This window comes from Vibrio sp. 811, assembly GCF_033339195.1.
In genome coordinates this window covers 1-518 of sequence record NZ_JAWOUB010000950.1, presented here as the reverse complement: position 1 = coordinate 518, position 518 = coordinate 1, and the positions used below count along the sequence as shown (strand labels likewise).

The 518-nt window shown below is 41.1% G+C and carries 1 protein-coding gene and 1 pseudogene; one reads left to right on the top strand and one right to left on the bottom strand.

Annotation, left to right across the window (positions count from 1 at the left end):
* Positions 1-145: pseudogene (locus R7Q46_RS30295) on the bottom strand (dihydrofolate reductase); the annotation flags it as partial.
* Positions 146-190: 45 nt separating this feature from the next.
* Here R7Q46_RS30295 and R7Q46_RS30290 point away from each other — a divergent pair.
* On the top strand, positions 191-518 hold a 328-nt coding region (locus R7Q46_RS30290; protein ID WP_318078731.1), incomplete at its 3' end, for a TetR/AcrR family transcriptional regulator.

Sequence of the window (518 nt, the reverse complement as noted above, 5' to 3'; positions counted from 1 at the left end):
GATTTGGTACGGATTGTAGCCAGTCGAGTTTGCCTTGTTTATCTGCGATGTAACCGTCCAGACTAGTTGCAATAAATATGATATTTGCCATGAGTACCTCATCAAAGTAATGATGCTTGAGCCAAGTTAAAGGTTGGTTTAAAATTAATTCTACAATGTAGAATAACTCTGAGTTTATCGAGAAGATCAAATGTCTGTCAACGAAAAGAAACGCGGAAGACCGACCGCAAAGCAGTCACAACTGAGTGCAGAAAGCATCTTGGAGTCGGCTAAATTATTGATGAAAAAAGACGGAAAGATACCAAGTGTTCGTCTGCTAGCGACCCAATTGGATGTGGATCCTATGGCGATCTATTACTACTTCAAAAACAAAAATGCTTTGCTTGAAGCGTTAACGACATCACTGGTGGAAGACATTTATCAACCGCAAGCGAATGAAGATTGGCAAAGCGAACTCAAACACCTGTGCGCTAGTTATATTGAGCTGCTGCGTGAGTATAACGGGCTGTTGCAAACTA